Origin of the sequence: Rhodoplanes elegans (assembly GCF_016653355.1) — a bacterium.
GTDB lineage: Bacteria > Pseudomonadota > Alphaproteobacteria > Rhizobiales > Xanthobacteraceae > Rhodoplanes > Rhodoplanes elegans.
In genome coordinates, this window is the sequence record NZ_NHSK01000146.1 from 1 (window position 1) to 7,344 (window position 7,344).

At 70.7% G+C, this 7,344-nt stretch carries 7 protein-coding genes; 3 read left to right on the forward strand and 4 right to left on the reverse strand.

Annotated elements, in window-relative coordinates:
• Positions 1-81: 81 nt before the first annotated feature.
• Both CCR97_RS18140 and CCR97_RS18145 read right to left on the reverse strand, forming a co-directional pair.
• Positions 82-510 (reverse strand): DUF2149 domain-containing protein, encoded by a 429-nt coding sequence (locus tag CCR97_RS18140; protein ID WP_111359017.1) that lies wholly within the window; start codon positions 508-510, stop codon positions 82-84.
• Positions 507-1,022 (reverse strand): MotA/TolQ/ExbB proton channel family protein, encoded by a 516-nt coding sequence (locus CCR97_RS18145; RefSeq protein ID WP_111359018.1) that lies wholly within the window; start codon positions 1,020-1,022, stop codon positions 507-509. The genes CCR97_RS18140 and CCR97_RS18145 overlap by 4 nt, the downstream gene beginning before the upstream one ends.
• A gap of 548 nt (positions 1,023-1,570) precedes the next feature.
• Here CCR97_RS18145 and dusA point away from each other — a divergent pair.
• From dusA to CCR97_RS18160, 3 genes are all read left to right on the forward strand, one after another.
• Positions 1,571-2,575, forward strand: coding sequence for a tRNA dihydrouridine(20/20a) synthase DusA (gene dusA / locus CCR97_RS18150; protein ID WP_111359019.1), 1,005 nt, complete (start codon positions 1,571-1,573; stop codon positions 2,573-2,575).
• Positions 2,576-2,708: 133 nt separating this feature from the next.
• Positions 2,709-3,539, forward strand: a complete 831-nt coding sequence (locus tag CCR97_RS18155; RefSeq protein ID WP_111359020.1) for a sulfite exporter TauE/SafE family protein — start codon at positions 2,709-2,711, stop codon at positions 3,537-3,539.
• Between the two features lie 54 nt (positions 3,540-3,593).
• Complete coding sequence (locus tag CCR97_RS18160; protein ID WP_111359021.1) at positions 3,594-4,418, forward strand: sulfite exporter TauE/SafE family protein; 825 nt, start codon at positions 3,594-3,596, stop codon at positions 4,416-4,418.
• Between the two features lie 227 nt (positions 4,419-4,645).
• Here CCR97_RS18160 and rnk read toward each other — a convergent pair whose 3' ends face one another.
• Positions 4,646-5,065: a nucleoside diphosphate kinase regulator gene (gene rnk / locus CCR97_RS18165; protein WP_111359022.1), complete on the reverse strand. Its 420-nt coding sequence runs from the start codon at positions 5,063-5,065 to the stop codon at positions 4,646-4,648.
• A gap of 440 nt (positions 5,066-5,505) precedes the next feature.
• Positions 5,506-7,245 (reverse strand): PHA/PHB synthase family protein, encoded by a 1,740-nt coding sequence (locus CCR97_RS18170; protein ID WP_244670539.1) that lies wholly within the window; start codon positions 7,243-7,245, stop codon positions 5,506-5,508.
• Positions 7,246-7,344: the final 99 nt, after the last annotated feature.

The window sequence follows — 7,344 nt, forward strand, 5'->3', positions numbered from 1 at the left end:
GGGCGGCGGCGGGCAGCAGCGCCGCGACCGTGGACAGGAGAACGGCGTTCAGGGACGCGCAAGCGATACGCATGGCGGGCCTCACGGTGACGGCGATGGCGGAACGGGGCGGAGCGAGGGGAGGGGGCCGCGCGGGGCAGCCTGGACCGGCGGCATCGGGCGGCCCGGCGTCGCGGCCGGGGCGCCGCCCGACGGCGCGGTCTCGGGCACGTAGACGAAGGAGCCGTCCTTCAGCCGGTAGGCGATGCCGGCCCGCACGCCTTCGCCGCTGCCGATCTCCTGCGTCGACGTGTAGGTCTCGATCTTCTCGCCGTCCTTGACGACGATCTGCATATCGGGCCGGCCCGGGTTCTTCACCGCGACGGCCGTCTCGGACGCGAACGGGTTGAGCGGGTTGACGGCGATGATCATCATCAGCGCGCCGATCATCACCAGGAACACGTCGACCAGATTGACCACCGAGAGGATCGGGTCGAGCTCCTCGTCCTCTTCCAGGATGCGCAGCGTCATGGCCGCGCCTCGATGCGCCGCTTCACCGCGACCAGCTCCTCGGCGCACCAGCGCCGCCGCACCGAGGCGATCCAGAAGCACAGGCAGGCGGCGGCGAGTGCCAGCACCACGGCCGCGAAGGCCGAGCGCAGCAACTCGCTCATCTGGGCGACGTCGTTGCGGGTGAGGGCGACGAGCGCCGGCCCCATCGGGATCAGCGTGGCGATCAGCCCGAGCATCGGCGTCACCCGGGTCGCCACCCGGATCAGCTCGAGCTGCTTCATGGCGGCGACGTCGAGCTCGTCGAGTGTCAGCGCGGGATCGTCCGCATAGCGCCGCGCCAGCGGATAGCCGCCGCCGAGCGCCCCGAAGCCGCCGGCCGCGGGGGTGCGGAAGCCGCGGCGGCCGCGCCACCGTAAGGCCCATTGCACGACGAGCCGCCCGCTCTCGAACAGCGAGAGGAGAAACAGCGCCTGGATGGCGAGCTGGACGGGGGTGAGCAGCAGCTCGGAGAGCTGCGTGAAGAACGACATGTCGCGACTCCATCGGGCGCATCGGACCTCCGGTCCGCGACTCTCGGCCGGCCGACGCTCCGATCCTTAATAAAACGTTATATCGTAACAGTTACGAGGAAGTGGCAAGAGAAGGCGAGCCATTTCGATCTAACTCTGTCGCGATGTGATGTTTCTGCATCGGTCGTCATGGGGCGACCGACGGGCTGGGCCGCGCTCCCTGACGCGCTGCCCTTGTCGGCCGGCGTGGCGGCCGCGATCGGAACCGTGCCGCTGTTGCCGATCGCGGCCTGGCCCGGCGGCACGCCGAGTATGATTTCGGCCGGTGTGCGATCTCGTGCCTCGCGGTCTCGACGACCGCGGCGTCTTGGCGGGGGAGAAATGTCTCGTTGACAGACGGTCCCTTCCGTCGAACTTGGGCCGGCCAGGAGCCGGCTTCAGTCTCGTGACGGTCGCCGCGGCGGCTGCGCTCCGTCGGCACCGAGACGTCGAAACGCCGGACCGCGCGTCGCATCGTGGCGCAGGATCGCGTGCGCCGGCGCGCCAGCGGGTTCGAGCGAAGCGGAATAATGAATAAGTATCAAATACATAGATTTTCCGTGGCGCCCATGATGGACTGGACGGACCGTCCGTGCCGGGCTTTCCATCGGGCGCTGACCCGGCAGGCGCGGCTCTACACCGAGATGGTGACGACCGGGGCGGTGCTGCGCGGCGACCGGGCGCGGCTGCTGCGCTTCGACCCGTGCGAGCATCCGGTCGCCGTGCAGCTCGGCGGCAGTGACCCGGCGGCGCTGGCGGAGGCCGCGCGCATCTGCGCCGACATGGGCTACGACGAGGTGAACCTCAATGTCGGCTGTCCGTCCGACCGGGTGCAGGAGGGGCGGTTCGGCGCCTGCCTGATGGGTGAGCCGGCGCTGGTCGGCGACTGCGTCGCCGCCATGAAGGCGGCCGTGGCCGTGCCCGTGACGGTCAAGTGCCGCATCGGCATCGACGACCAGGACCCGGAACTCGCGCTCGACACGCTGGCCGACGCCGTGGTGGCGGCCGGAGCCGACGCCCTGATCGTGCACGCCCGCAAGGCGTGGCTGCAGGGCCTGTCGCCGCGCGAAAACCGCGACGTGCCCCCGCTCGACTACGATCGCGTCTACCGGCTGAAGGCGCGGCTGCCGCAGGTGCCGATCGCCATCAACGGCGGCATCGGCTCGATCGAGGCGGCGGCCGAGCACCTGAAGCACGTGGACGGCGCGATGCTGGGCCGCGCCGCCTACCAGGAGCCGTGGCGGCTCCTCGCCGTGGACCCGCTGCTGTTCGGCACGCCGGCGCCGGCCGCGTCCCTGCATGAAGCGGTCGAGAAATTCATTCCTTGGATCGAGCGCGAGCTCGCGGCCGGCGAGCGGCTCTACGCGACCGTGCGGCACATGCTCGGCCTGTTCCAGGCCGTCCCCGGGGCGCGTGCCTATCGCCGCCACCTCGCCACCGAAGCCGTGAAGCCCGGCGCCGGCATCGACGTCCTGCGGGCCGCGCTGGCGCTGGTGCGTCCGGACCGGTCGGTGGCCGGCGACGCTGCGGCCTGAACCGCGACCGGCCGCGCCCGAACCCGCGCCACTTCAACCACGCATGCGCGAACGGCGCCGCAGTCGCGCATCCCGCGGCTTGGCGGATCAATAAAACTCTGCGACACACGGCCGCTGAACGGAGATTTACAGCATGTTGGACGTGCCGGTCGGCGAACTCGTGGTTCTGGTCCTGGCCATCGCGGGCGGTGGCGTGGTGACGGGAATCCTGGCCGGGGCGTTCGGCATCGGCGGCGGCGCCGTGCTGGTGCCGGTGCTGTTCGAGATCTTCCGGCTGATCGGCGTCGACGACGAGGTGCGCATGCAGCTCTGCATCGGCACCTCGCTCGCGATCATCGTGCCGACCGCGTTCCGCTCCTACAAGACCCACAAGTCCAAGGGCATGGCCCTGCAGGACGTGGTCAAGCTGTGGACCGTGCCGGTGGTGATCGGCGTCGTCGTCGGCTCGGCCCTCGCGGTCGTCGCCCCGGGCGAGCTGTTCAAGACCGTGTTCGCCGTCATCCAGACCACCATCGCGATCAAGATGCTGTTCCTGGGCGATCGCGTGTTCATCGCCGAAGAGCTGCCGGGCCCCACGACGATGCGAATCTACGGCGGCGTGATCGGGCTTCTCTCGGCCATGATGGGGGTCGGCGGCGGCGCCATGGCGGCGATGCTGCTCACCCTCTACAAGCGGCCGATCCACAATGCGGTCGCCACCTCGGCCGGGCTCGGCGTGCCGATCGCCGTCACCGGCACGCTCGGCTACATGCTGGCCGGCATCCCGCACATGGGCGACCTGCCGCCGCTGTCGGTCGGCTTCGTCTCGGTCATCGGCTTCGTACTGATGGCGCCGATCTCGACCTACACGGCGAAGTTCGGCGCGCTGATCGCCCACCGCACCTCGCGCCGGCACCTCGAGGTCGCCTTCGGCGTGTTCCTCATCCTCACCGCGGCCCGCATTCTCTACAGCGCGATCACCTGACATGGGCACCGCGTCGCGCCGCCGCCGGCCCGCGGCCGTCCGGAGCGACGCGCGATGCTGAGCGTGCCGGCCGGCGAGCTGATGGCGCTCGTCCTCGCCATCACGGTCGGGGGTGTCGTCACCGGGATCATCGCCGGCCTGTTCGGCATCGGCGGCGGCGCCGTGCTGGTGCCAGTGCTGTTCGAGATTTTTCGTCTCGTCGACGTGCCCGACGCGGTGCGCTTCCAGCTCTGCGTCGGCACCTCGCTCGCCATCATCGTGCCGACCGCTTGGCGCTCCTACCGCAGCCACCGCATCGTCGGGGCCGCCATGCCCGAGGTGGTCCGGCTGTGGACCGTGCCGGTGGTGGTCGGCGTGGCGCTCGGCGCGGCGCTCGCCGTCGTCGCACCGTCGGCGCTGTTCAAGATCGTGTTCGGCTGCACGGCCGGCCTCACCGCGCTGAAGATGCTGATCCTCGGCAACCGCTTCGTCATCGCGCCGACGCTGCCGGGGCCGTGGCCGATGCGCGCCGGCGCCTTCGTCATCGGGCTCCTGTCGTCGCTGATGGGGGTCGGGGGCGGCGCCATGGCGACCATGATGCTGACCTTCTACGGCACGCCGATCCACGCCGCGGTCGCGACCTCGGCGGGCTTGGGCGTGCCGATCGCCGTCACCGGCACGCTCGGCTACATGCTGGCGGGCCTCCCGCACATGGGCGAGCTGCCGCCGCTGTCGGTCGGCTACGTGTCGCTGGTCGGCTTCGTGCTGATGGCGCCGATCTCGACCTTCACGGCGAAGTTCGGCGCCGTGATCGCCCACCGGCTGTCACGGCGGACCCTGGAGCTCGCCTTCGGCCTGTTCCTGCTCGGCACGGCGACGCGGATCCTGTTCAGCATCTGAGACCGGCCGCTACAGCCTCGGCACCGTCATGCGCGGGCGCGACCCGCATATCCATTCCCAGAATACGGCGCTGCATATTCCGTCATCCCGGGGCGCGAACCGCAGGTTCGCGAACCCGGGATCCATACCCCCGGTGCAAGTGGTTCACGAAAGACCGGGGTTATGGGTTCCGGGCTCCGGCCTTCGGCCGGCCCCGGAACGACGGAGATCGGAATTTCGACATCCTGCTAGGCCGCCGCCGCGTCGTCCGCCTCGACCTCCAGAATGGTCAGCGAGCGCTCCTCGCCCGACGGCGTCGTCCACGCGATCGACTGGCCCTTGGACAGGCCGACCAGGGCGGCGCCGATCGGCGTCAGCACCGAGATGCGGCCGGCCGAGACGTCGGCGTGCTCCGGATAGACCAGCATGACGCGCCGCGTGCGGCCGGTGGTCTCGTCCCGGAACGTCACCCAGGATCCCATCGTGACGAAGTCGCGGCCGGCCTCGTCGGGCGCCAGCACGCGGGCGCGCTCGATCTCGCGCGCCAGATAGTCGGCGGTGTCGGGATTGCGCGAAAAGTTCGCCTGGGCGATCTGCTCGAGCTTGGCGCGGTCGTCGGGCCGCAGCGCGATGGGCGGGAGGGGCTGTGTGCTCGTCTGTGTGCTCATGGGTCTCGTCTTTCGTGATGGTCCGATCGTCGCCGCCGGGACCGCCGACGGCGTCGTGTCGCGGCGCGCTGCCGTGCGGTCACGCGGGTCGCGAACCGGAAGGGTCGAGCGTCGTGATGTGAGATGCGGTCTGGGCTCGGGTCGTTCGCCGACTCCCGGGCGAACGCCGAACGACAGCGGGCCCGGACGGGCGCCGCATGGCCGTCCGGGTCAGGTGCCTGCTCTGAGGCGTCCTGCGCGATCCTGTCGGGTGCGGTCCTGTCGGGCGCAAATGCGCGGACGGATCGTGTCCGCGAGCATGGCGTGCCGATGGTGGGTCGTGGTCATGGGTCGAAGCTAGTGTCTCGCCCCGTCCTGTCAACCCGTGGCCGGGGCGCCGGTTCCGCGACACCGTGTCCCCCCGCCGCGACCTTCGTCGGGTCGCCGACGGTTGGCGCGGCTCAGCGCTGATGCACGTAGGTCCCGGGCGCTTCGGCGAGCCGCACATAGCCGCGCGCGGGCGCGCCCATCGCCGGAGGCGGGACGCGCTCCGGCGAGGACTGCGCCGCGAGCCAGTCGGCCCAGGCGAGCCACCACGAGCCCGTCCGCGTCGCCGTCGCCGCCACCCATTCGTCCGGGCTGATGCAGCAGTCGGCGGCGCGTTTGAGCGCGAGCCGGTATCTCCGGTGCGGCCGGTCCGGCTCGGCGACGATGCCGGCATTGTGGCCGCCCGCGGTCAGCACGAAGGTGACGTCGGTGTCGGACAGATAGTGGATCTTGTACACCGAGTGCCACGGCGCGACGTGATCACGTTCGGTCGCCACCGTAAAGATCGGCGCGCGGATGTTCTGGATCGCGGCCGGGTGGCCCTCCACCATGAAGCGGCCGGCGGCGAGCTCGTTGTCGAGATAGAGCCGCTTCAGATACTCGGCGTGCATGCGATAGGGCATGCGGGTCGAGTCGGCGTTCCACGCCATCAGGTCGTTCATGCGGCTGCGCTCGCCCATCAGATAGTCGTGGACGAGACGCGACCAGACGAGGTCGCTGGTGCGCAGCATCTGGAACGCGCCGGCCATCTGGTCGGCCGACAGATAGCCGCGGTTCCACATCATGCTCTCGAGCACGTTGAGCTGGCTGTGGTCGATGAACAGGGCGAGCTCGCCGGGCTCGGAGAAGTCCATCTGGGCGGCCAGCAAGGTCAGCGAGGCGAGCCGCGAGTCGCCGGCGCGCGCCATCGCGGCGGCGGCGATCGCCGCCAGCGTGCCGCCGAGGCAGTAGCCGGCGGCGTGGATCTTCCGGTTCGGCACGATCGCCGCGACGGCGTCGAGCGCCGCCATCACGCCGAGCCGGCGGTAGTCGTCGAAGGCGAGGTCGCGGTCCTCGGCGCCGGGATTGCGCCACGAGATGCAGAACACCGTGTGGCCGCGCTCGACCAGCCAGCGGATGAGCGAGTTCCGCGGCGACAGGTCGAGGATGTAGTACTTCATGATCCAGGCCGGGACGATCAGGATCGGCTCGGCCGCGACCGTCTCGGTCGCCGGCGCGTACTGAATCAGCTCGATAAGCGTGTTGCGGAACACCACCTGGCCCGGCGTCACGGCGACGTCGCGGCCGACCACGAAGGCCTCGGTGCCGACCGGCGGGCGGCCCGTGACGGTGCGGCTCGCATCCTCGGCCCAGTTCTGGAATCCGTGGATCAGGTTGCTGCCGAAGCTCTCCCGCGTCTTCTCGATCACGTCCGGATTGAGGAACGGGATGTTGGCGGGCGACATCATGTCGAGCCACTGGCGCACCGTGAAGGCGACGACGTCCTGGTGATGCGGCGCGACGCCCGGCACCTGGTGCGTGAGGTCGTGCCAGAGCTGCTGCTGCATCAGGAACCACTGGGCGTAGAGGCTGAACGGCGCCTCCGCCCAGGCCTCGCTCGCGAAGCGCGTGTCGCCGGCCGGCGGCGCGATGCGGGGCGGCGGGTCGCGACCGACCGCGGCGGCGGCCGACTGCGCCGACCAGCGGGCGGCGCGCCGGCTCGCCGTGTAGGCGAGCTCCATGCAGCGGCCGGGCGAGGCGGCGAGATGCATGCCCCAGTCCAGGAAGGCGAGCGCCATGGCGGCCGGCGACATGCCGCCGGTTGCCTGCGCCATCAGGGCGAGGCGGGTGCGGTCGAGCGCCCGGAACGCCTCGAAGCTGCCGTCGTCGTCCATCGCGGCGGACGCCGGCGGCGGAGGCCGGCGGGCCGGCGCTGCGCCCGGGTCCCTCGAAAGAGGCGGACTCATGTCCCAGGCATCGACCCAGGCACCGAC